Origin of the sequence: Pseudonocardia sp. (assembly GCF_050250275.1) — a bacterium.
GTDB lineage: Bacteria > Actinomycetota > Actinomycetes > Mycobacteriales > Pseudonocardiaceae > Pseudonocardia.
On sequence record NZ_JBFWOY010000015.1, the window covers coordinates 112,747 to 134,538 of the forward strand.

Annotated in this window: 21 protein-coding genes and 2 pseudogenes; 10 read left to right on the forward strand and 13 right to left on the reverse strand. The window is 72.5% G+C overall.

Annotation, left to right across the window (positions count from 1 at the left end; all coding sequences use genetic code 11):
* Positions 1 to 525: 525 nt before the first annotated feature.
* Positions 526 to 975 (reverse strand): hypothetical protein, encoded by a 450-nt coding sequence (locus AB7F12_RS15385; RefSeq protein WP_428497924.1) that lies wholly within the window; start codon positions 973 to 975, stop codon positions 526 to 528.
* Between the two features lie 376 nt (positions 976 to 1,351).
* On the opposite strand from AB7F12_RS15385, the gene AB7F12_RS15390 reads away from it, so the two are divergent.
* The gene (locus tag AB7F12_RS15390) at positions 1,352 to 2,332 is read left to right on the forward strand and encodes an ABC transporter substrate-binding protein (RefSeq protein ID WP_428497925.1); all 981 of its coding nucleotides are present in this window, start codon (positions 1,352 to 1,354) and stop codon (positions 2,330 to 2,332) included.
* Positions 2,333 to 3,065: 733 nt separating this feature from the next.
* On the opposite strand, the gene AB7F12_RS15395 is transcribed toward AB7F12_RS15390, so the two are convergent.
* Complete coding sequence (locus AB7F12_RS15395; RefSeq protein WP_428497926.1) at positions 3,066 to 3,311, reverse strand: hypothetical protein; 246 nt, start codon at positions 3,309 to 3,311, stop codon at positions 3,066 to 3,068.
* A 329-nt stretch (positions 3,312 to 3,640) separates the two neighbouring features.
* On the opposite strand from AB7F12_RS15395, the gene AB7F12_RS15400 reads away from it, so the two are divergent.
* On the forward strand, positions 3,641 to 3,859 hold the full coding sequence (locus AB7F12_RS15400; RefSeq protein ID WP_428500510.1) for a hypothetical protein: 219 nt from the start codon (positions 3,641 to 3,643) through the stop codon (positions 3,857 to 3,859).
* Positions 3,860 to 4,282: 423 nt separating this feature from the next.
* Here AB7F12_RS15400 and AB7F12_RS15405 read toward each other — a convergent pair whose 3' ends face one another.
* From AB7F12_RS15405 to AB7F12_RS15435, 7 genes and pseudogenes are all read right to left on the reverse strand, one after another.
* Positions 4,283 to 4,972: an alpha/beta hydrolase gene (locus AB7F12_RS15405; protein WP_428500509.1), complete on the reverse strand. Its 690-nt coding sequence runs from the start codon at positions 4,970 to 4,972 to the stop codon at positions 4,283 to 4,285.
* Positions 4,969 to 5,352, reverse strand: a complete 384-nt coding sequence (locus tag AB7F12_RS15410) for an MmcQ/YjbR family DNA-binding protein (RefSeq protein WP_428500508.1) — start codon at positions 5,350 to 5,352, stop codon at positions 4,969 to 4,971. The genes AB7F12_RS15405 and AB7F12_RS15410 overlap by 4 nt, the downstream gene beginning before the upstream one ends.
* Positions 5,352 to 5,789, reverse strand: coding sequence for a DUF5709 domain-containing protein (locus AB7F12_RS15415; RefSeq protein WP_428500507.1), 438 nt, complete (start codon positions 5,787 to 5,789; stop codon positions 5,352 to 5,354). Before AB7F12_RS15415 ends, AB7F12_RS15410 begins: the two co-directional genes overlap by 1 nt.
* Before the next feature lie 20 nt (positions 5,790 to 5,809).
* Positions 5,810 to 6,214: pseudogene (locus AB7F12_RS15420) on the reverse strand (SRPBCC family protein); the annotation flags it as partial.
* A 33-nt stretch (positions 6,215 to 6,247) separates the two neighbouring features.
* Positions 6,248 to 6,394, reverse strand: a complete 147-nt coding sequence (locus tag AB7F12_RS15425; RefSeq protein WP_428500506.1) for a hypothetical protein — start codon at positions 6,392 to 6,394, stop codon at positions 6,248 to 6,250.
* A 70-nt stretch (positions 6,395 to 6,464) separates the two neighbouring features.
* Positions 6,465 to 6,839 (reverse strand): helix-turn-helix transcriptional regulator, encoded by a 375-nt coding sequence (locus AB7F12_RS15430; RefSeq protein ID WP_428500505.1) that lies wholly within the window; start codon positions 6,837 to 6,839, stop codon positions 6,465 to 6,467.
* Between the two features lie 1,011 nt (positions 6,840 to 7,850).
* Positions 7,851 to 8,309 (reverse strand): annotated as a pseudogene (locus AB7F12_RS15435) (DoxX family protein); the annotation flags it as partial.
* Between the two features lie 92 nt (positions 8,310 to 8,401).
* Between AB7F12_RS15435 and AB7F12_RS15440 the strand changes: the two are divergent.
* The 3 genes from AB7F12_RS15440 to AB7F12_RS15450 are packed head-to-tail and all read left to right on the forward strand — an operon-like array spanning position 8,402 to position 11,622.
* Positions 8,402 to 9,397 (forward strand): ROK family protein, encoded by a 996-nt coding sequence (locus AB7F12_RS15440; protein ID WP_428500504.1) that lies wholly within the window; start codon positions 8,402 to 8,404, stop codon positions 9,395 to 9,397.
* Between the two features lie 9 nt (positions 9,398 to 9,406).
* Entirely contained in the window at positions 9,407 to 11,056 is a 1,650-nt protein-coding gene (locus tag AB7F12_RS15445) for an alkaline phosphatase D family protein (protein WP_428500503.1), read from the forward strand.
* Positions 11,053 to 11,622 (forward strand): GNAT family N-acetyltransferase, encoded by a 570-nt coding sequence (locus AB7F12_RS15450; protein WP_428500502.1) that lies wholly within the window; start codon positions 11,053 to 11,055, stop codon positions 11,620 to 11,622. Before AB7F12_RS15445 ends, AB7F12_RS15450 begins: the two co-directional genes overlap by 4 nt.
* A 42-nt stretch (positions 11,623 to 11,664) precedes the next feature.
* Here the strand turns inward: AB7F12_RS15450 and AB7F12_RS15455 are convergent, their stop codons facing one another.
* On the reverse strand, positions 11,665 to 12,384 hold the full coding sequence (locus AB7F12_RS15455) for a TetR/AcrR family transcriptional regulator (protein ID WP_428500501.1): 720 nt from the start codon (positions 12,382 to 12,384) through the stop codon (positions 11,665 to 11,667).
* A 111-nt stretch (positions 12,385 to 12,495) separates the two neighbouring features.
* On the opposite strand from AB7F12_RS15455, the gene AB7F12_RS15460 reads away from it, so the two are divergent.
* The gene (locus AB7F12_RS15460) at positions 12,496 to 13,926 is read left to right on the forward strand and encodes a DHA2 family efflux MFS transporter permease subunit (RefSeq protein WP_428500500.1); all 1,431 of its coding nucleotides are present in this window, start codon (positions 12,496 to 12,498) and stop codon (positions 13,924 to 13,926) included.
* Positions 13,927 to 13,966: 40 nt separating this feature from the next.
* Here the strand turns inward: AB7F12_RS15460 and AB7F12_RS15465 are convergent, their stop codons facing one another.
* On the reverse strand, positions 13,967 to 14,752 hold the full coding sequence (locus AB7F12_RS15465; protein ID WP_428500498.1) for a maleylpyruvate isomerase family mycothiol-dependent enzyme: 786 nt from the start codon (positions 14,750 to 14,752) through the stop codon (positions 13,967 to 13,969).
* Between the two features lie 75 nt (positions 14,753 to 14,827).
* Between AB7F12_RS15465 and AB7F12_RS15470 the strand changes: the two genes are divergently transcribed.
* The gene (locus AB7F12_RS15470; protein ID WP_428500497.1) at positions 14,828 to 15,115 is read left to right on the forward strand and encodes a hypothetical protein; all 288 of its coding nucleotides are present in this window, start codon (positions 14,828 to 14,830) and stop codon (positions 15,113 to 15,115) included.
* A 114-nt stretch (positions 15,116 to 15,229) separates the two neighbouring features.
* Positions 15,230 to 18,463 carry a fused isobutyryl-CoA mutase/GTPase IcmF gene (gene icmF, locus AB7F12_RS15475; protein WP_428500496.1) on the forward strand — a complete coding sequence of 1,078 codons (3,234 nt, stop codon included), beginning with the start codon at positions 15,230 to 15,232 and terminating at the stop codon, positions 18,461 to 18,463.
* A 143-nt stretch (positions 18,464 to 18,606) separates the two neighbouring features.
* On the opposite strand, the gene AB7F12_RS15480 is transcribed toward icmF, so the two are convergent.
* Positions 18,607 to 19,080: a MarR family winged helix-turn-helix transcriptional regulator gene (locus AB7F12_RS15480; protein WP_428500495.1), complete on the reverse strand. Its 474-nt coding sequence runs from the start codon at positions 19,078 to 19,080 to the stop codon at positions 18,607 to 18,609.
* Between the two features lie 83 nt (positions 19,081 to 19,163).
* Here AB7F12_RS15480 and AB7F12_RS15485 point away from each other — a divergent pair, with 83 nt between their 5' ends.
* Together AB7F12_RS15485 and AB7F12_RS15490 are read left to right on the forward strand one after the other, a co-directional pair.
* Entirely contained in the window at positions 19,164 to 19,790 is a 627-nt protein-coding gene (locus tag AB7F12_RS15485; protein ID WP_428500494.1) for an FMN-dependent NADH-azoreductase, read from the forward strand.
* 212 nt (positions 19,791 to 20,002) lie between these two features.
* Positions 20,003 to 20,767 carry a helical backbone metal receptor gene (locus tag AB7F12_RS15490; protein WP_428500493.1) on the forward strand — a complete coding sequence of 255 codons (765 nt, stop codon included), beginning with the start codon at positions 20,003 to 20,005 and terminating at the stop codon, positions 20,765 to 20,767.
* A gap of 103 nt (positions 20,768 to 20,870) precedes the next feature.
* On the opposite strand, the gene AB7F12_RS15495 is transcribed toward AB7F12_RS15490, so the two are convergent.
* The gene (locus AB7F12_RS15495) at positions 20,871 to 21,785 is read right to left on the reverse strand and encodes an endonuclease domain-containing protein (RefSeq protein ID WP_428500492.1); all 915 of its coding nucleotides are present in this window, start codon (positions 21,783 to 21,785) and stop codon (positions 20,871 to 20,873) included.
* Positions 21,786 to 21,792 lie beyond the last annotated feature (7 nt).

Genomic DNA, 21,792 nt, shown 5'->3' on the forward strand with positions numbered 1-21,792 from the left:
CCCGTACCCGAGTTCGGCCGGGCCCGTGAGACGGACAGCCCCCACGGCCCCCGGGAAGTACAACGCCGCGCTCCCCCACCCCGGACAGGGACAGTGGGCCATCCGGCGCGCGACGGCGGTGTCCACCGTCCGAGCAGTGCCGGGGCTCCACGACGTCCGGATCGCCGGCGAGTCCATGTCCACCGAGACCCGCTCCGCCGCCTCCTTCCGGCCGGGAACGCCGTCGATCGACGCACGCCGCCGCTCGCCGACGGCCGCGATCACTGACCCACATGCGCATCTCGGTCGCGAAGGTCTGCTCGCAGGATCGGCACCACCCGGCGTGCCGCTCTCACGCCGCGAGTGCTCGACCGAGCCGCCGAACCGGTCGCCCCTGACGAGCCTGCCGGGATTCGACGTCGTCGATCGAATGGCCGGCATCAGCGAAGCCGTACGTGGCCACAACCGCAGCGACACGACCCCGGTGTCCCAGGGCCGTGGACTTGCGACACCATCAGCCCGGCCGTACGGACCGGTCGCAGGAGGTCAGGCCGCTTCGATCAGTGCGACGATCATGCTCGGCGCGGACCGACGCTCCAACGCATCCGGACGTGTGGGCGAAGTCGTGTCCGAATGGCACAGGTGGGCGGCATCCCGATCGCGGTGCGTCCGGGTGCCCGGCATCAGGTCGAACCTGTCGCCGACGGTGACCATGTGCAGGGCCGGGCGCAGGACCCCCAGACTGGATGGGCCGGATTCGCGTCCGCCACGGTGCAGGACCGCCGAGCGCTGCTCGACGAGACCGCGCGGGCCCGGATCCGGGTATCGACGAACTCCTCCGGTGCCACCCAGGCGGTGGAGAGCATTGCGCGACGTGTTGACGTTCGCGACCTCCGCCGGGGCACGAGCCACCGACAGGTCTTCACCGGCGGGGACATCGGTCGGATCGCCCGGTCGGGGATTGCGGTGACGCCGATGACCGGCCACCAGCTCCATCAGACCGGAGAACGCGCGGCAGGCGACCGAGATCCACGCGCCCGCGAGGTTCCGCTCCGTCGGATGCTCGAGCGCGGCATCACTTCGCGCGCGGCAACGACAACCGCCCGCCCGGCCGGGTCGCCGACCAGGCACCCACGCCGTCCCGGAGGCTGTCTGCGATGACGACGGGCGAGGCACTCCTCCCCGGTGAGGGACGCGGGGATGCGGACGGATCTCGTTCTCCACCACGACGACCCTCTTGCCGTCCCGCCTGCCGACTCCCATCGGTCCGCATGAACGCCGTGTTCGTCGGAGCGCACTCCCACCTCGTCCCGAAAGGCCGCCAATGAGCGCTTTCACCCCTCTCGACACCCGTTCGGCCATCTTGCGTCGTATGAAGATCGCCGCGGCATTGACGACAGCATCCCTCGTCGCTGTCACCGGCTGTTCCAGCCCTGCACCCGAAGCGTCGACCGACACCGGCAACGCCGGAGTCGTAGCGCGCATAGTCACGGTCGGGTCTCCGGGCACGAGCTACGGCTTCGTCTCCGACAAGGTGCGGGAGACCGTCGCGAAGACGGGCGCGACGGCTGAGGCGACAGGGTACTTCCCTGCCACAGAGCCTGCCCTGGAGGCACTGAACGCCGGAGCCGCCGACATCGCCGAAGTCGCCACCTCGGGCGCGCTCAGCGGTCTCGCCGGACGTGGGGACTACATCTTCCTCGGCGTCAACACGAAGGCGCCCGGCACGAACACCACGATCGTCGTGCCGAACGACAGTCCGGTGAGGACGTTCGAAGACCTGGTCGGGCGCAGCGTCGCGGTTACCCGGGGAGGAGCGGGCGAGTACATCGTCGACATGGCACTCGCCAACCGCGGGTTGAGCGCCGACAAGATCAACAAGGTGTTCCTCGGCCCCGGCGATGCCGCCGCGGCGTTCACGAACGGTTCCGTCGACGCGTGGGCGGCGTTCTCGACCTTCATCCCCTCAGCCCTCGAGAGGATGAACGCCCGCACGATCGTCAAGCGCGAAGAGCTCGACGGGAAGTACGACTACGGAGTTCTCGTGGTCCGGCGTGAGTTCGCCCAACAGCACCCGACGGTCGCCAAGGCAGTACTCGACGGGTACGCCGCGGCGAGCGACGAGACGAGGGCCGACCCGACCGCGTGGCTCGAGAAGCAGCGGTCCACGAACGGCTTCTCCCCCAGCCAGCTCAAGTATCTCGAGGAGAACCTCGGGCGGTACGAGCCGTACGACGCCGAGACCACCGCCGACCTCCAGTCGAGCATCGACGCATGGGTCAAGATCGGGACACTCCAGCGCCCACTCGTCGCATCGGAGATCATCTTCGACTACGACGCCGCCGGCGACTGACCCGGACGACCTGAGACCGGAGACGGTGAAGGCCCACCGCGGTCGCCCCGCTCCAACCGTGCAGCGGGCGGCGACTGCGGGCACCACCCGGCTCCGGCGCGCAGCAAAGGAAGAGAGCGCGGGAGGAAAGACCGGCCGATATCGGCCCGTTCGATCGGTCGGCTCGCTCGGGTGATGACGGTCTGACAGACCCTCGGGTGCCGGAATCATCCTCGGACACCATTCTTCCTTCACCGATCATGGCCGTATCGGTCGGTGAAGGAAGAATGGTGCGCTGCAGGAACATCTGCCGATCCCGTCGCAGCAGGTCACTTCCTCCGTGCCGGCCGGAGTGAGCGTCGGCGCCGCACCGGCCGCCTTGTCCGCTCTGCAGAAGGTCGGCGAGGCTCGTCGACCCACTGATGCAGATGGTCGCCCCGTGCCGATTCTCGCGCTCGTGCCGGGTTCGTCGTCGGACTGCGCTACTCACTCGCGGTCGCCGCGCACGGAACGTGGGACCGAAGCCTCGACGCATGTCCGGGCCCACCACCACTCCGCCGGGGCCGGGGAAGCCGGGGCTGCGACAGCGCCGCAGTCGAGGGCCGGCTTGCCGATGTCGATCCTGCTCCCCCGGGCCGGTCCGGGGACGACCCGCAGCTGCTGCCGCTGCCCGACCGGATCAACTGTCCCGAGCGGGAGCCGGCCGCCGACGCGAGCGACCCGCCGGGCACGGATCGGCAGGCCGGCAGCCGCGTCAGCTCGTGCGTGACTGCCGGTTCGCGAACCGCTGCTGCACGCTCTGCTTCGACGTGCCGTACACCTCGCCGATGTCGGCCCACCGAGCCCCTGAGGCACGCGCCTCATCGACGACGTCGCGCTCGAGCTGCTCGGCCAGCTGCCGGAGCAGGTGCGCTGCGCCAAGGCGTTCAATGTGATCACTCGAGCCGTCGATTACATCGAGAGTGTCCCTGAGCTGCGAGAACACTTTCTTCTTGGTCAAATCTGTCAACTTCCTCTTGACTCGAGTGCGGTCAATGCTACCTTGACGAGAGTCGCCGCAAGGTTACATCGACCCCCCTGGGAGGTGTCACATGGGCAAGAAGAAGAAGGACAAGAAGAAGAAGAAAAAGAAGTAGAGCCCGCACGGACGCTCCCGATCGCCGACCGGGACCGCGGCGTCGGAGGCAGGCCTGAGGGCCGCTCCGACGCCGCCGTCCGAGAGCAACGCAAGGACGTCTCGCCATGTCCGTGGATATCCGAACCACACCGTCCGCTCGCACGTCGACCGGGTCGGCCGTCCAGCGGGCGGCCCGCGCACTGGACACCGCGGTGACCGCATTGCGCGCGAACCCGACGCACCCCGCCGTCGCCGAGGCGTTGCACGTCGCCGAGTTCGCCCTCACCTCGCTCCCTGCCGGGGTCGTCGCCACGACGATGACCCGCCTGCTCGAGACCGCCTGGGACTGCCATCGGTCCGGGGTGGTCGGCGAATCGCGCCTGGTGTGCCGGCACAGTGCTGCGGCGCGGGCCCTGCGCCTCGCCGGCTGACCGCTCGTCCGGACCTCGGTCGTCGCGACCGGTGCCGCGATGGTGCTCGCCCGGTTCGCGCCGTCCGGGGAAGCGCTTTTCGGGCACTGCGACGAACAATCGGCGTCGCGACCAGGGAGCGACCGCTCGGAGCCGCCCCCCTGCGTGTACCCGATGCCGCGATCGACGTCGACCTGCCGGCCGCCACGCCGAGCACCACCACCGGGCGTCGGCACCCGCGGGGCGCTATCGCATGCAGCACAACCGCGCGACCTCGACCGGAACTCGCTCGACCGGCGCCGCAAGGTCACGTGCTACCTGTCGGCGGAGTTCCTGATGAGCCCGCAGCTCGGCGCGACCCTGCTCGACCCCGGAATCGGGACCCCCGCGCGACGCGCTGCGCGCAACCGGCTCGCCGGGGGCAACCCCTGGGAGATGCGGACCTCAGCCCTGGACCGCCGCCAGCTCCTCACGCAGCAGCGCGGCCAGATCCTCGGGGTGGGACAGGAACGGCGAGTGCGCCGACGACAGCCGCACCACCCGGTCGGCGCGCTGCGCGAGCCGATCCTGGGCCCGCGGGGCCAGGGCCGCGTCGTTCTCGCACACGATGTACGTGCTGGGGACCGACCTCCAGGCCGCGGCCGTGAGCGCGGCGGTGTAGGCCGCGAGCGACTGGTGCTGCAACCGCGCGACGGCGGCTTCGGCGACGGCCGGGTCGACGTCGCCGTAGAGGAACTGCTCGGGGTGGCGGGCGTCGAGATATCCCTCGTCCTCGTGGACGTCCCACCACGACGGCCACTGACCGCGCACGCTCCCGGCGACGGTGTGCCCCACGTCCATCATCATCGCGGTGAGATAGACGAGGCGGGCGACGCCGTCGGTGTCCTGCAGGCCCTCGGTGATCGGGACGCCGCCGTAAGAGTGGCCGACCACCACGACGGGCCGGCCGGCGGCGGCGACCGCGGCGCGGACCACGGCGACGTCGTCGTCGAGGGTGCCGAGCGACGTCGGGTCGGGACCCGACGAGGGCAGGTCGACGGCGATCGTCTCGACGTCGGGCAGCTCGGTGCGCAACGAGTCCCAGGCCCACGCGCCGTGCCAGGCCCCGTGGACGAGAACGAGTGCTGCGGTCATCGAACCTCCAGGTAGGCGGCGGCGAGGCGTTTCGGGGCGCGGGCCAGCCAGGCCCCCTCGACGATCTCGGCGAGCTCGGCGGCGGCGATCGCGTCGAGCCGGACGAGAACGGCGCGGAAACCGTCGAAGTGCGGGGTGGTGAAGAAGACGGCGGGGTCGTCGGCGATCAGGGCGTCCTTGACACCGAGGTCGGCGACCCACGCCCCGAGGACGGGGCCGTCGGGGGCGGCGGCGCCGAGCGCGGCGAGGTCGGCACGGCGCAGGGGGCGGTCCCACACGAACCCCTTGCCGCGCACGCACCACTCGGGCTGCTCTCCCTCGCGCTCCGTGGTCTCGGGGAGCGCGAGGGCGAGGCGGCGGACGTCGCCCCACGAGGCCATCAGCGGTCGTCGTCGATGACGTGCACGGCGGCTTCCTCCGCGGAGGCGCCGGCACCGTCGATGCCGGCGTCGACCGCCCAGTTCTCGTCGTCGGTCACGAGCGGGTCCTCGTCGCGCTCGACGAGGCGGCCGGCGCGACGGTCGCCGACCTCGCCGGTCGAGAGCAGCTCGCCGTCGGTGTCGGAGGCGTCGCCGAGTCCGTCGCCGTCGTCGTCCTCCACGGACAGCGCGGGGTCGGGCAGCTCACGGGCGAGGCGGTGGTCGAGGTCCTCGCCCTCGGCCTCCTCCTCGGCCGTGGTGCCGAAGTCGTCGACGGCCCAGGGTCGCTCCGGTGGCGAGTAACCCTCGTCGAGCACGTCGGCGACGCCGCGGTCCTCGAGGGTGTCCTCCGGTTCGAGCTGCGCGTACTGGTCGAAGTCGTCGTCCTCGTCACCCATGGCCGACAGCCTGGCAGACCTCAGCCGAAATGGTCCTGGAGGGCCTTGATCCCGCCCCCGTACACACCGCGGGCGTAGGTCTTGTCGAGCTCGGCCTCGTCGCCGCCGTCGGCGTCGTACTCCGACCACCACTCGACGAACGCGTGCCCGGTGTCGGTGACGGGGGCGACCCGGATCGTGGAGACGTAGCGGCGCACGGCGAAGGGGCCCGGATCGGTGAAGGTGTAGGTGTAGCTGCGGGCGTCGTCGTCGAGCTGGACCAGGCGCTCGGACACCTGGGCGCCGCCGCCGAGGCCGAGCTTGCGGACGGCACCGACCTCGGCGCCCGACGAGCCGGTCGTCAGCTCGCTGCTCTCGATGCCGGGGTGCCAGTCGGCGATCCCGTTGAAGTCGCGGATGCGGGCCCAGACGTCGTCGGCGGACGCGGCGACGACTCCACTGGCGTAGGGACGGGCATGTCAGTTCTCCTCCAGGACGGTGGTCGTGAACGCGCGGGTCTGCTCGGTGACGGCGCCCGCGGGGGTCATGGCACGCAGCAGCACCGCCGTGCAGGACGGCTCGGCGGCCGTGGTGTCGTGCGTCCCGACGACGTCAGCGAGGCTCACGCCCTCCGTTCTAGCCCAACCTCGATGATGTTTCGACCGTCGACCCGCACCGGCTGTCCGGGCACGCGGGTCAGCAGCCGTCGAGGCGGCCGTAGGCGGTCTGCGGGGAGATGCGCGAGGCCCGGGCCATCGCCCGGATCTCCAGCCCGAGCTGCTTGCCCGCGCACAGCAGGTCCTGCTGGCGGGCGCGCAGCTCGTCGATGCGGTCGGCCACCTCGGCCATCTCCGCGAGCAGCGCCTCGGCCTGCGGCCCGGCACCGCTGCGGCTGCGGCCCGCGCCGGGGCGCGGCCACGCGCGGACCTCCTCGGCGTCCCACAGCTTGCGTCGCCCGCCGACGTCGAGTGGGCGCGGCGCCTGCCCACGGGAGACGTAGCCCAGCCACGTCGTCGTCTTGACGCCCCAGGCCTGGGCACACTCGTCGCTCGTCCAGGTCTCGCCGCTCATGGCCGTACATCATCGTCCACGAACGTCCACCATGGTCGACACACTGTGGCGACACGCACGAGGGCCCGGACACCGCGGCGGTGCCCGGGCCCTCGGCGGGGTGGGTCAGCCGACCTTCGACAGTCGCTTGCGGGTGTCGGCCGCGGCGCCCTCGGCGACCTTCGCCGCCGCGGTGCCCAGGTCGGACGCGCGGGACGCGAGGTCGCCGCGCAGCTTCGCGGCCTGCTCGGCGGCCTCGGACGCGAGGGTCGCGAGCTGGTCGGCGTAGCCCGGCGCCTTCTTGCGCGCCTTGGCCGCCGCCTTCGTGGCCTGCTTCTCCCACGCCGCCCGCCGCTTCTCGGCCGCCTTGCGCCACTTCTTGCCACGCCTGCCCAGCTCGGTCTGCAGGTCGTCGCCGCGCTCGGCGAGCAGCGCCTGCCACTTCGCTCCCCGCTTCTCGACGAGCTCCTGCAACCGCGCACCGTGCTTGTCGGCACGACGCTGCAGGCGGGCGGCCCGCTTGCTCGCGTCGGCGGACCGCTCGGCCAGGTCCTCGCTCAGCTCGGCGGCCTTGGCGATGAGGGTGTCACGCACGTCGGGGGCCCTGTCGGCCACCGTCGCCGACACCCGCGACGCGCGGTCGGCGAGCTGCGCACCCACACCGGGTGCCTTCTCCGCCAGCACGGCGCCGGCCCTGGTGGCCCGCTCGGCCAGCGCGGCGCCGACCTCCGGGGCCCGCTCCGCCAGCACCGCGCCCGCCTTCGTGGCCCGGTCGGCGACGGCCGCACCCACGACGGGTGCACGCTCGGCGACGACCGCACCCACCACCGAGGCCCTGTCCGCCAGCGCGGCGCCGGCCCCCGAGGCCTTGTCGGCGAGCCCGGACGACTTCGCCGACGCGGCGACGCCGGGGGCGAGCCCGGCCAGCCCCGCGGCGAGCCCGGACACCGCGCCGCCCGCATCGTGGGCGACGCCCGCGACCCGGCCGGAGAGGTCGTGCGCGACGCCGCTGACGGCGTCGACACGCTCGCCCGCGGCCGCGGTGGCGCGCCGGGCGGCTCGTCTGCCCCGGTAGGCGACGGACGGCTTGCCGTGGGTGTCGGCGGCCGCGATGAGCAGCCCGCCGAGCAGGCCGACATTCTTGAGGAAATGGATCTGCTGCGCCTTGCGCTCCTCGGGGTCCTCGATCTCCCAGAAACGGTGCCCGGCCAGTGTGGTCGGGACGAGGCTGGCGGCCAGCGCGGTCGACGCCAGCCGGGGGGCCTTGCCCAGCGCGAGCAGGGAACCCGCGGCGATCTTCACCGCGGCGTCGACCTTCACGAGCGTCTCGGCGTCGGGCCGGGAGTCGATCGGGGCCACCTCGACGGCCTTGTCCAGCACCGGGTCGAGCGCGGGCGCGGCGGCGTCGAGAACGGGTCTGGCGGCCTGCGCGTGGCCCTCCGGCGCGCGCAGGGCGGAGATGCCACCGCTGATGAAGATGGCGGCGAGCATGGGTCTGGCTACACGTCGCAGGACCGGCATGCACGCACGTTCCCCGCCACCTGGAACCCCAAACACGTCCGCGGATGGGCCATGATTCGGGCGTGAGCGAGCACCGCGAGCCGCACGGCGACCACGCGATCGGCCTCGACATCGGCGGCACCAACATCCGCGGTGCGGTCGTCGGCGACGACGGCACGATCCTGGCGGAGGTGTCGGAACGGACGCCGGAGACCTCCGACGGCACCACGATGACGAAGATCCTGCTGGGCATCACCGAGCAGCTGTACGCCGCGCATCCGGAGGTCAGCGCCATCGGCGTGGGCGCGGCCGGCATCGTCGAGTGGCCGGCCGGGCTGATCCGCTGGGCGCCCAACAACTCCTACCGGAACTGGCGGGTCCGCGACGAGCTGGAGGAGGCCACCGGGCTGCCCGCGACCGTCGACAACGACGCGAACGTCGCCGCCCTCGCCGAGGCCCGCCTGGGCAGGGACCACCTGCGCGAGATGGTGTTCCTGACGGTCGGGACCGGCGTCGGTGGTGGGCTGGTGCTCGGCGGTGTCATCTACCGCGGCCCGACGGGGCGGGGCGGCGAGCTCGGGCACATCATCGTCGCGCCCGACGGGCCCGTGTGCGGCTGCGGCAACCGCGGCTGTCTGGAGGCCGTCGCCTCCGGGACGGCGCTCACCAGGATGGCCCGCGAGGCCGCGGCCGCCGATCCCGGCGGCACGATCGCCCGGATCGCCCGCGACGAGCAGGACGGGCACGTCACCGGCCAGACCGCCACCCGCGCCACCGAGCTGGGCGACCCCACCGCGCTCGGCCTGTTCGCCACCCTGGGCCGCTGGCTCGGCATCGGTATCGCCTCGCTGGCCAACATGCTCGAGCTCGAGGCCGTCGTCATCGGCGGCGGTCTGGTCACCACCGGTGACCTGCTGCTCGCCCCCGCTCGCGCCGCCTACCTCGACCACGCCTACGCGCGGGAGGCGCGGCCGGTCGTCGAGGTGCGGGCCGGGACGTTCGGCACGGACGCGGGCGTCGTCGGCGCCGCGCTGCTCGGGCTGGAGCACGCACACGACGGCGAGGTCCACGCCCGATAGGTTGACCCGGTGACGTCTCTGGTCCTCGGCCCTGTCCTGCGTCACGTCGGCGACGACTCGGCCACCGTCTGGGTGCAGACGTCCGCGCCGGCGGCCGTGGAGATCCTGGGCGCCCGGACGCGGACGTTCGAGGTGTCGGGCCACCACTACGCGCTCGTCGTCGTCACCGGGCTGACACCGGACACCCGCACCCCCTACGAGGTGCACCTCGACGGTGAGCGTGTCTGGCCGCTACCCGGCTCGCCCTACCCGCAGAGCAGCATCGCGACGCGGGGGCCGCGGTCGGCGGGGCGGCACCGCATCCTGTTCGGCTCCTGCCGGTACGTGAAGCTGGCCGACCCGGCGCTCGCCTCGACCTTCGGCATCGACGCCCTCGACGCCTACGCCGCCCGGATGGCCGGCCGGCCCGCCGAGGAGTGGCCCGACGCGCTGCTGCTCATCGGCGACCAGGTCTACGCCGACGAGCTCACCCCGCAGACGGTGCGCCGCATCGCCCACCGCCGCGACGAGCACCCCGACTGGCCGGACGACGAGATCGTCGACTACGAGGAGTACGTCGGGCTCTACTGCGACTCCTGGTCGGACCCGGAGATCCGCTGGATCATGTCGACCGTCCCGACCGGCATGATCTTCGACGACCACGACATCCGCGACGACTGGAACACCTCCGACGTGTGGCGCACCCAGATGGCGCGCAAGTCGTGGTGGGCCCAACGCATCCGGTCCGGGCTCGCGTCCTACTGGGTGTACCAGCACCTCGGCAACCTCTCCCCCGAGGAGCTGGCCGACGACCCCGACTACGCGAAGGTCCTCGCCCACGAGGGCGACGCGTGGCCGCTGGTGGCCGACCTGGCCGACCGCGCCGACGCGGAGGTCGACGGGTCGAAGGGCATCCGGTTCAGCTTCCGCTGGGCCCTGGGGCACACCAGGATCGTCGTGATGGACTCGCGCAACGGGCGCATCCTGGGCGACGGCGAGCACCTCATGATCGGCGACCGGGAGTTCGCCTGGATCGAGGAGCGCGCGCTCGAACCCGGCCCCACCGACCACCTGCTGCTGGTGACGTCGGTGCCGTGGCTGCTGCCGCCCGCGATCGGCGACCTGGAGACCGTCAACGAGCACGCCGCCGCCCGCCCGGGATGGCGCGGCGCGCTGGGCGAGAAGATCCGTCAGGCCGCCGACCTGGAGCACTGGCCCGCCTTCTACGCCTCGTTCGAACGGCTCGCCCGCCTGGTCGCCGCCGCCTCGCACGCCCGGGGCGACGAGCCGGCGCCCGCGTCGGTCAGCGTCCTGTCCGGCGACGTCCACCACAGCTACGCGGCGCGCGCCGACGTCGTCGGGGCCGGCGAGGCCCCCGTCCACCAGCTGACCTGCTCACCGGTGCACAACCACGTGCCGCCCTACGTGCGGATCGGGTTCCGGCTGGCCTGGCACCGCGGCGCGGCCCGGCTCACCCGGGCCTGGGCAGCCCGCAAGGGAGCCGCGACACCACCGGTGACCTGGGACAAACTGGGCGGACCGTACTTCGGCAACACCATCGCCTCGCTCGAGATCGACGGTCGCCAGGCCGACGTCGTGTTCGAGCAGCCGACGGGCGCCGCGTCCCTGCGCGAGGCCGCCCGGCACACCCTGACCGTTCCCGACCGGAGGACCCGATGACGGTAGGACACTCACCCAGCTCCGCGGCCCCGCTGCGCGGTGCGCCGGCCCCCGACGTCGAGGGCACCGACGCGCTCGCCGGGCAGGTCGTCGTGCTGCGCCCCACTGGGTCCGAGCACGTCAGCGCGTTCATCGAGATCCTGCGCCACCCCGAGGTCGAGCGCTGGTGGGGCGGCTACGACCTGGAGCGGGTCCGCCGTGAGCTGCTCGGCCCGCACGGGTACGCGGTGGAGCTGGCGGGTGAGGTCATCGGGTTGGTGATCTTCCACGAGGAGGAGGACCCGGACTACCGGCACGCGGGCGTCGACATCGCGCTGCATCCCGACGCGCACGGCCAGGGCCTGGGCGGCGACGCGCTGCGGACCCTGGTCCGGTACCTGTTCACCCGGCGCGACCATCACCGCATCGTCATCGATCCCGCCGCCACCAACGAGCGCGCGATCCGCAGCTACGAGCGCGTGGGGTTCCAGCGGGTCGGTGTGATGCGCCGCTACGAGCGCGGCGCCGACGGCACCTGGCACGACGGCCTGCTCATGGACCTGCTGCGCGAGGACTTCCTGGGCTGACCCCCGGTCGGTGGCGGGGGTCGCCGGAGCGACCATCGCCGCTCACGACGTCCGGGCGGCCGCCGCGTCGGCTTCCGCCGCCAGGCCGCCGACGAGCAGGCGCAGGCCGAAGGCGAAGCGTTCGTCGGCGTCGCCGCTGGTCAGGTCGCCGCTGAGTGAGGCGAGCACCGGGAACAGCTCGGGGGGCAGGCTGCGGAAGTAGTCGGCGACCTGGCGGTAGTACGCCTCCTGGTCGACTCCGGCCCGTTCGTGCTGCGCGAACTCGATGGCCGACGCGGCGACGAACATGCCGATGATGTCGACGGCCCACGCGGCCGGTCGCGGCGGGACTCCCCCGGCGCGCAGGATTGCCGTCGTCGCCTCGGCCAGGCGCAGCGAGTTCGGTCCCATCGGGACGGCACCGATCGCGACACGGGCGATGTCGCCGTTGCGCGCCATGACCGCGCGGGACTCCGTCCACAGCTCGGTGACCTGCTCGCGCCATCGCCGCGGGTCGGGTTCCGGGAGCACGATCTCGCCCGCGACCTCGTCGAACACCAGCGCGAGCAGCTCGTCCTTGTTGGCGACGTGCGCGTAGAGCGACGCGGCGCCCGTGCCCAGCTCGGTGGCGACGCGGCGCATGCTGACCGCGTCGATCCCTTCGGCCTTGAGCACCTTCAGCGCTGCGCCGACGATCGCCTCCCGGCTGAGGGTGCGCCGGTTCGCCGGGTCCTTGCGCGGGGTTCGCCACGGGGGCTCGGGCAACGCGGGGGCCGTGCTCATGGCGGGCAGCGTAGTCGCCCGCGGCGCAGCACGAACACTGTTCTTGACGACGTACACCGTTCGAGAGTAGAACGCTGTTCGTCAACGAACGCCGTTCGAAACGAGACGCTCATGCCGCCCGACACCGAGACCCCCACCACCACGGCCCCGGCCCACCCACTGCGCTGGTTCGCCCTCGTCGTCGTCCTCGTGGCCGAGATCATGGACCTGCTCGACGCCACCGTCGTCGGCATCGCCGCCCCGTCGATCCAGCGCGAACTCGGCGGCGACGCGACGACCATCCAGTGGATCGCCGCCGGCTACACGCTCGCCTACGCCGTCGGCCTCGTCACCGGAGGCCGCCTGGGCGACCTCTACGGACGCAGGCGGGTGTTCCTCCTCGGACTCGGCGGGTTCGTCACGTTCTCCGCACTCTGCGGGCTCGCGCCGACGCCCGGGCTCCTCATCACCTGCCGCGTCCTGCAGGGCCTCGCCGGCGCGATCCTCATCCCGCAGGGCTTCGGCATCGTCAAGTCCGCCTTCCCACCCCGGGAACTCGGCGCCGCCTTCGGCGCGTTCGGACCCGCGATGGGCCTCGCCGCCGTCGGCGGCCCGATCCTCGCGGGCGCCCTGATCGCCTGGGACCTCGGCGGCGCAGGCTGGCGCACCGTCTTCCTCGTCAACGTCCCGATCGGCCTCGCGTGCCTCGCGCTCGCCCTGAAGGTGCTGCCCGAGTCACGCGGCGACCGCACGACCCGACCCGATCCCGTCGGGACCGCGCTGGTCACGGCCGGCCTGCTGCTCCTGGTGTTCCCACTGGTCCAGGGCCGCGAGCTGGGCTGGCCGGGGTGGTCGTACGCGATGATGGCCGCGTCCGTCCCCGTGCTCGGCGGCTTCGCGTGGCACCAGCTGCGGCGCGCCCGCGCCGGGCGCTCACCGCTCGTCGAACCGGCCCTGTTCCGGTCGCGTGCGTTCGCCGGCGGGATGCTCGTCGGGCTCGTGTTCTTCGGCGGGATGGCGGGCCTGTTCCTCGTCCTCGGCCTCTACCTGCAGCTCGCCCTCGCGTTCAGCCCGCTGCGTGCCGGGCTCGTCCTCGCGCCGTGGGCGCTCGGCGTCGCGATCGGCGCGACGCTGTCCGGGGCGTGGCTCGGTCGCCGGTTCGGCCGCCCCGTCCTGCAGGCCGGTGCCGTCGTCATGGCTGCGGGCATCGCCGGGATCGTCGTCACCCTGCACGTCGCCCCGCCGACGACCGGCTGGGAACTCACCCCGGCGCTGCTCGTCAGCGGGGTCGGGATGGGCCTGTTCATCGCACCGTTCTTCGACATCGTGCTCGCCGGCGTCACGTTGCCGATGGTCGGCTCGGCGTCGGGCGTGCTCAACGCCGACCAGCAGCTGGGGTCGACGGTCGGCGTCGCGGTCCTGGGCACCGTCTTCTTCTCGACGGCGACCGGCCGCGGGATGGGCGCGGCGTTCGAGACCGTGCTGTGGGCGACTGCGGCGATGGTGCTGGCGGGCGCCGCACTGTCGGTACTGCTGCCGCGCCACGCCCGCCCCGAGTCCTGACAGAGCACCCCGGCACGCGACGGCGCCGCCGCCTCCGGACCTAGAAGGGTGTCGCGCCCAGGAACCCGTCGAGGACCGAGCGGTCACCGAGCACCTCCACCCGGGGGTTCCCGGCGTCGAGGCGGCGCAGGATCGTGAGCAGCAGGTCGGCCGCCGAGCCGCGGACGGCGACCGTCGACTTCTCGTGGCCGTGGCTCCACCCGATCCGGTCACCGTCGGGCCGCACCACCCACTCCCCCGCCGAGCCGAGGCCGTCGGCGTCGTGGGAGTGCAGGTGCATCGTCGTACCGTCGGCGAGCATGGGTCCGCCGGTGCCGGGCCGCGCGGTGAGCAGGTCGAGCCACTCGGAGAGCCCGTCGGCGGCGAGGGCCGGGGCGATGTCGAAGCTCGCGCCGACGGCGATCGCGGCGTCGGCGCGGTGCACCGTCTGCTCGTGCAGCCGCCTGCGCAGCCACCACCCCGCAGGCTTGGGCCCGGTGAACGTCCAGACCGGTGTGTCGGGCCCGACGCTCTCCACGGCCTCGGCGAGCGCCGCGACCCCGCCGCGCATCCAGACACCGAACTCGTCGGCGGGCAGTGGCGCCTTCCCGTCGGCGACGGTGCGGGTGTCGACGGGCCCGGTCGCCCGGCTCGCGACGATCGCGGCCGCCCAGCGGTCCCCACGACCGACGTGCGCACCCAGCTTGCGCATCGTCCACTCGGGACACGTCGGGACGGGGAGGTCGGGGTCGGCGTCGCGGACGAGGTCGGCGAACAGGACGTTCTCGTCGAACAGGACGGGGATGATCTCGGCGGGCGTCCGGCCCACAGCGTCGATGCCGGTCATGGTGCAGACGCTAGCTTGTCGCCGGGACGGCCGGACGCCGTGCATGGTCGCCGCCGGATCGGGGTAGACCCCGGTATGGCAGACAGGGGGCAGGACTGGTCGCCGCCGGGCGTGATGCGGGCAATGCTGTGGTGGCCGCCGGTCGCCTTCGTGATCGCGGTCGCGTTGCCCGGTGCGGGTCTGGCACCGATCGCGGCCGCCGGCCTCGTGCTCGCCGTCATCGGACTGGGGGCCGCTGCGGTCTCACGCCGGCGTCGCGCCCCCGCGGTCGAGGCGCCCACCACCCTCGGGACGCCCGCCGCGCTCGACGCTCCCGACGCGGTCGCCGGGCACGTCGCGATGCCGCAGCGCCGCGCCGCCTGACCCACCTCCACCGCGCGCCGTGCTGTGGGAGACGTCGCGCCGGATTAAGTTGTACGTCCGATACTAGGATGTCAAACTAAATCGGTAGTCGTCGTACCGTTGGCTGGAGGACCTGTGGCGTCGTCGGAACTGCACGTGCCTGCGAACCCCGTTCGTTTCGTGACGGCAGCGAGCCTGTTCGACGGCCACGACGCGGCCATCAACATCATGCGGCGCATCCTGCAGAAGCAGGGCGCCGAGGTGATCCACCTGGGACACAACAGGTCGGTCGACGAGGTCGTCGCCGCCGCCATCCAGGAGGACGTGCAGGGCGTCGCCATCAGCTCCTACCAGGGCGGGCACGTCGAGTACTTCAGCTACCTCGTCGAGCTGCTGCGTGAGCGCGGCGCCGGACACATCAAGGTCTACGGCGGCGGGGGCGGCGTCATCGTCCACGAGGAGATCGAGCTGCTGCACGCCCGCGGCGTCTCGCGCATCTTCTCCCCCGACGACGGTCAGCGCCTCGGCCTGCCCGGGATGATCAACCTGATGATCCGCGAGTGCGACGTCGACCTCACGGCGACACCGCCCGCCTCCTACGACGGCGCCTTCGCCGGCGAGCACGCCACCCTCGCCCGCGCCCTCACCCTCGCCGAGACCGGCGCGCTCCCGGCCGACGTCCTCGACCGCGCCCGCTCGTCGACCCGCCAGGTGCCCGTCCTCGGCATCACCGGCACCGGCGGCTCCGGCAAGTCCAGCCTCACCGACGAGCTCGTCCGCCGCTTCCGGCTCGACCAGGAGGACAAGCTCCGCATCGCCGTCCTCGCCGTCGACCCGACCCGGCGCAAGGGCGGCGGCGCCCTGCTCGGCGACCGCATCCGGATGAACAGCCTCACCGGCGAGCAGGTCTTCTTCCGCTCGCTGGCCACCCGCGGCGTCGACGGCAACCTGCCCGAGAACCTCGGCGACGTCGTCTCCGTACTCAAGGCCGCCGGGTTCGACCTCGTGATCGTCGAGACCCCCGGCATCGGCCAGGGCGACGCCGGCATCGTGCCCTTCGTCGACCGCTCGCTGTACGTGATGACGCCCGAGTTCGGTGCCGCGTCGCAGCTCGAGAAGATCGACATGCTCGACTTCGCCGACGTCGTCGCCATCAACAAGTTCGAACGCCAGGGCGCGGAGGACGCGCGCCGCGACGTCGGCCGCCAGCTGGTGCGCAACCGCGAGGAGTTCGGCGCGAGCTGGGAGGACATGCCGGTCTACGGCACCAGCGCCGCGACCTTCAACGACGACGGCGTCACCGCGCTCTACCAGCACCTCACCGGACTGCTCGCCGACGACGGGCTGACCGTCCACGACGGGCGCCTCCCCCGGGTCGAGGGCAAGACCTCGCACCTGCACGCGGCGGTCATCCCGCCCGACAAGGTCCGCTACCTCGCCGACATCGCCGACACCGTCCGCGGCTACCACTCCGAGACCGCCTCGCAGACCGCGGCCGTCCGCCGCCGCGCACACCTGCAGACCGCCCGCGCCGAGCTGGAGTCGGCCGACGCCGACGTCGCGGCCCTCGACGGCATCCTCGAGTCCGCCGAGAAGGCCGTCACCCCCGACTCCGCCGCGCTCCTCGACAGCTGGGACCAGACCGTCGAGGACTACTCCGGCGACGAGCTCGTCGTGAGGGTCCGCGACAAGGAGCTGCGCACCCAGCTCACCCGGGAGACCTTGTCGGGCAACAAGGTCCGCCGCGTCGCGCTGCCCCCGTTCACCGAGGAGGCCGAGCGGCTGCGGTTCCTGCGCAAGGAGAACCTGCCCGGCCGGTTCCCCTTCACCGCCGGTGTCTTCCCGTTCAAGCGCGAGGGTGAGGACCCGGCGCGCATGTTCGCGGGCGAGGGCGACGCCTTCCGGACCAACCGCCGCTTCAAGTACCTGTCCGCGGACTCCGACGCCAAGCGCCTGTCCACCGCGTTCGACTCGGTCACCCTCTACGGCCGCGACCCCGCGACCCGGCCCGACATCTACGGCAAGGTCGGCACGTCGGGCGTCTCGATCGCGACGCTGGAGGACATGAAGGCCCTCTACGACGGCTTCGACCTCTGCTCACCCACGACCTCGGTGTCGATGACGATCAACGGTCCCGCGCCGACGATCCTCGCGTTCTTCCTCAACACCGCCGTCGACCAGCAGATCGAGAAGTTCCGTGCGGACGAGGGGCGCGAGCCCGACGAGGCCGAGCGCGAGGAGCTCGCCGCCTACGCCTACGCGAACGTCCGCGGCACGGTGCAGGCCGACATCCTCAAGGAGGACCAGGGCCAGAACACCTGCATCTTCTCCACCGAGTTCTCGCTGCGCATGATGGCCGACATCCAGGAGTGGTTCATCCGGCACAAGGTCCGGAACTTCTACTCCGTCTCGATCTCCGGCTACCACATCGCCGAGGCCGGGGCGAACCCCATCAGCCAGCTCGCCTTCACCCTCGCCAACGGGTTCACCTTCGTCGAGAGCTACCTGGCGCGCGGCATGGACATCGACGACTTCGCCCACAACCTGTCGTTCTTCTTCTCCAACGGCATGGACGCGGAGTACACCGTCATCGGCCGGGTCGCCCGCCGGATCTGGGCCATCGCCATGCGCGACCGCTACGGCGCGGGCGAGCGCTCGCAGAAGCTCAAGTACCACGTCCAGACCTCGGGGCGGTCCCTGCACGCGCAGGAGATGAACTTCAACGACATCCGCACCACCCTGCAGGCGCTCTGTGCGCTCTACGACAACGCGAACTCGTTGCACACCAACGCCTACGACGAGGCCGTCACGACGCCCACCGAGGAGTCGGTGCGCCGCGCCATGGCGATCCAGCTGATCATCAACCGCGAGTGGGGGCTCTCGATGAATGAGAACCCGCTGCAGGGGTCGTTCGTCGTCGACGAGCTCACCGACCTCGTCGAGGAAGCCGTCCTGCAGGAGTTCGACGCCATCGCCGCCCGCGGCGGGGTGCTCGGCGCGATGGAGACCGGCTACCAGCGCGGCAAGATCCAGGACGAGTCGATGCTCTACGAGCACCGCAAGCACGAGGGCACGCTGCCGATCATCGGCGTCAACACCTTCCTCAAGCCCGACTCCGACGAGCCGCCGATGGAGATCGAGCTGGCCCGCGGCACCGAGGCGGAGAAGCAGTCCCAGCTCGACCGGCTCGCCGACTTCCAGTCCCGTCACTCCGGCAGCGCGCCCGAGGCACTGCGGGCGCTGCAGGACGTCGCGACCGGTGAGGGCAACGTCTTCGACGAGCTGGTGAAGGCCGCCCGCGTCTGCTCGCTGGGGCAGCTGACCGAGGCCTTCTTCGAGGTCGGCGGGCAGTACCGCCGCAACATGTGAGACTGCTCAGAGCCTGTGAGTGGCAATAGTCGCTATAGCGACTATTGCCACTCACGAAGGCCGGAGGCCTGCCGTCGCCGGGCATGCCGTCCGCGGCAAGCCCCACCCCTCGCGCGCAACCTCACTGCTGCCTGCGAGCCCCGCTACGACCGTGAGGGTGCGCTCGGGGCGTCCCGGCTCCGAGCTGCGGCGTCCAGGACGCGGGTGAGGCCTGCAGTGATGGCGGCGCGCTCGGCGGCGGTGAGGTGGTCGGCGAAGTGGCGGGCGATGCCGTCGAGGTAGCCGGGGGCGGCGGCGCGCAGCCGGGCGCGACCCTCCGAGGTGATGACGGCCCAGCTGCCGCGCTTGTCGTGCGAGTCCTGCTCGCGGGCGGCCAGCCCGGCGCGGGCGAGCTCGTCGACGATCCGGCTCACCCGGGTGCGGGAGAGCACGGCCCGCTCCCCCAGCTCCTGCATCCGCAGCCGCCGATCGGGTGCGGCGTTGAGCTCAAGCAGGACGTCGTACCAGCCCAGCGGCATGTTCTGGCGCTGCTCGAGCTCGCGTTCGAGCAGTGGCACCACCGCGGCGTGGGTGCGCAGCAGCGCAGCCCAGGCGGCCACCCCGGAGTCGTCGGTCACGTCGACAGACTAACTCTTGTGCGTGGGCACGCACCATGCATACTCTGTGCGTGCACACACACTTCGATTCCGGAGGAGCTCCGATGACCCGCCTGCTGCACGTCTCCGCCTCGCCCCGCGCCGCCGCGTCCGAGTCGCTCGCGATCGCCCGCACGTTCGTCGACACCTTCGCCGCCACCCACCCCGACGCCGAGATCGACGAGTTCGACCTCTGGGATGGCACCCTCCCCGAGTTCGGCCCCGCGGCCGCCGCCGCCAAGATGGCTGTCTTCGCAGGCCAGACCCCCAGCGGCGACGGCGCCGCGGGTTGGGCGGCCGCCCGCACCACCTTCGAGCGGCTCGACGCCGCCGACCGCTACCTGTTCAGCGTCCCGATGTGGAACGCCGGCATCCCCTACATCCTCAAGCAGTTCATCGACGTCGTCAGCCAGCCGGGCATGGTCTTCGGCTTCGACCCGGAGGCCGGCTACGACGGGCTGCTGCGGGGGAAGAAGGCCGTCCTCGTCTACACCAGCGCCGTGTACGGGCCCGGTCGCGGACCGTCGTTCGGCAGCGACTTCCAGGCCCCCTACCTGCGCGACTGGCTCGCGTGGGCGGGTGTCGACGACGTGGAGGAGATCGCGTTCCGACCCAACCTGGTCACCGCCGACGCGGAGTCCGGGCGCTCCGCCGCACACGCCCTCGCCCGGGATCTGGGGAAGACCTTCTGAGCCGCAGGGCGACGACCAGCGCGGCGGCGAGCAGCAGGCCGGCAGCTGCAGACACGACGAGCGTCGCCGTCATCATCGGGGTACGGCCCCACGACCCGGTCACCGCCGAGCGGGACGACGGCCGTCGCCGACGACGGTAGGTGCCGCGGCACGAGACGCCCACGTGAGAACGCCCGCTGCGCACCCCGCCGCCCCCGGGTTACGGTCGCGGCGTGAGGCAGACGTTCACGGTCACCGACGATGAAGGACGCGACGTCGACGTCCCCCTGCCGGTGCAGCGGGTGGTGTCGATCGTCCCGTCGCTCACCGAGGCACTCGCCGAGTCCGCGCCCGGGATGCTGGTCGGCGCCACCGACTGGTGCACCCATCCCGCCGGCCTCGACGTCCCACGCCTGCGCGGCACCAAGAACCCGGACGTCGACGCGATCATCGCCCTCGGGCCCGACCTGGTCCTGGCCAACCAGGAGGAGAACCGGCTCCCCGACCTCGACGCCCTGCGCGCCGCGGGGGTGCCGGTCTACGTGACCGACATCCGCACCGTCGACGGCGCCTTCGACTCGCTGGGCCGCATGCTCGCCGCGTGCGGTCTCGACGAACCGCCGTGGCTGGTCTCCGCGCGCACGGCGTGGGCCGCCGTTCCGGTCCTCTCGCCGCGCCGGCGGGCCGTCGTCCCGATCTGGCGCAAGCCCTGGATGGCGTGCGGGAGCGACACATTCACCGGCGCGGTGCTGGCGCGGCTCGGCATCGACAACGTGCTCGCCGACGACCCCGAGCGGTATCCGAAGATCGACGTGGGGGCGCTGCCGCCGCACGACCTCGTCGTCCTGCCCGACGAGCCCTATCTCTTCACCGCCGACGACGGGCCCGAGTCGTTCGCGGCGCCGTCCGCGCTGGTCAGCGGCCGGCTCCTGACGTGGTATGGGCCCAGCCTCGTGGAGGCCGCCGCCGTCCTCCCGGGCGCGCTGGACGTCGGATGACCCGACCCGTCTGACGCCGGCGACCCTCGACGTCCCGCCGCTCACCTTCGCCTGACCCGCGCGAGATGCACGTGAGCGCGGTTCGCGCCTCCTCAGGCAGCGCTCATGTGCATCTCGGCGGGCGGAGGGCGCGGCGCAGGTCAGCCACTATGCGCTCCGGGCCGCGGAGGACGTCCTGCTTCGTGTAGCGGAACATGCGCCAGCCGGCGGTGACCAGGCGCGTGTAGCGGTCGGCGTCCCGGACGAGACCTTCCACGCCGGCGTGCTGGGCGCCCTCGTACTCCACGCCGATCCGCTGCTCCGGGTAGGCCAGGTCGAGCCAGACGGCCGTGCGTGCGTCGTCGTACAGCACCGGGTGCTGGACCGTCGGTCGCGGCAGCCCGGCCAGGACCAGCACCAACCGGAGCCGGGTCTCCATCGGCGAGCCCGCGGCAGCGTCGGCGAGGTCGACGACCCGCGGCAGCCGGGTGATGCCCCGGGCGCCACGGTTGCGGACCGCGACGTCCAGGACCGCCGACGGGGCGATGCGGCAGGCGTTGGCGACGGCGTCGACGGCAACGACCGCGCGCACCAGACCCGGCTCGCGACGGGCCAGGTCGTAGGCGGTGCGCTCCGGCGACGTGACGTGGACGCCACCCTCGGCGAGCACCCGGCTCCGGTCGGCGTGCGGGCGGCGGCGGCCGTCGGCGTCGAGGAGCCACACGTCGCGGCGGCGCAGGCGGTCGCGGCGGAGGACGAGCCCCTGATGGACACGCCTGCCGGCCGCGGGGACGACCACCTCGGCAGGTGCGTCGTGCGGCGCGGCCCTCACCCCGAGCAGCTCGGCCGCCGACCACCCGGCCAGCACCCCGTTCGCACCGACGTGCCGGAACGCGGCCACGGACCGCACCCGTAGGTCGAGCTCGACGCCGCGGGCGACGTAGGTGTCGGGCAGGACGCGCACCCAGTTCGGCCCCCGCAGCTGCGACTCCGTGACGACCCCCGCCGCGACGGCGGCACTCCCCCGCAGAACCTCCACCGACGCA